The sequence below is a fragment of the Vibrio sp. 1288 genome, from assembly GCF_033344475.1.
In genome coordinates this window covers 1-725 of the sequence record NZ_JAWPOX010000474.1, presented here as the reverse complement: position 1 = coordinate 725, position 725 = coordinate 1, and the positions used below count along the sequence as shown (strand labels likewise).

Sequence of the window (725 nt, the reverse complement as noted above, 5' to 3'; positions counted from 1 at the left end):
GAGCGCGCTGATAATCCGCTCTTTTCTCTCCCTGAATGGCCATAATCGATGACAAGTTTTTCGCTTGAGGCGAATGAGGCGCCTGCCTGATTAAGCGCTCAAATACGGGTTTTGCTAATTCTGGCTGCTTACGTTTCAGATACATATTTGCTTGATAGAAAAGCCCCGTTGGATTGCTTTCTTCAATCGCGAACAGCCTCTCTAGAGTACTCTCGACAATATCATCTCGGCCAATCGCATCTGCTAGTTTTAGCTGCTCAACCAACCACTCAACCGAGTCAACTCGTGCTAATGATGTGGAAAATTGAACCAGCTCGATAGGCTTGTAGACCTGTGCGAGCTGCGACTTTGTCAGAGGTTTTGAACTAAAGCTTTCTGCATGCACAGTGCCGACGCCACCAGCCGCCAAAGCAACCAGTGGAATCCACCATAACACGAATCCTGTTACTGACATCTCTCGCTCCATACAGGAAGCAATTCACCTTGCACACCAAAACGGTAACGTTCTACATGCCAACCAAGCCCAAATAGACTTAATACGTTGTCGTAATAATGATCGTTTTTGTCCATCACAAGTTCATTTTGAGCACGACTGAACTGCGCCTCCAACAGCGCAGATTCACCAGAAGCCGCGAGCAACGGAAGAGCCGCAGCAGAAAAACCTGCACTTCCTGATTGGGTATATTTACCCGTTTCAGTATTTACTTCTCTCGCGGGCGCACCAA

The 725-nt window shown here is 47.7% G+C and carries 2 pseudogenes; both read right to left on the bottom strand.

Going from position 1 to position 725, the window contains the following annotated elements:
• A pseudogene (locus R8O11_RS27475) lies at nucleotides 1-454 on the bottom strand (cellulose synthase); the annotation flags it as partial.
• Nucleotides 445-725: pseudogene (locus R8O11_RS27470) on the bottom strand (cellulase); the annotation flags it as partial. The pseudogenes R8O11_RS27475 and R8O11_RS27470, both read right to left, overlap by 10 nt.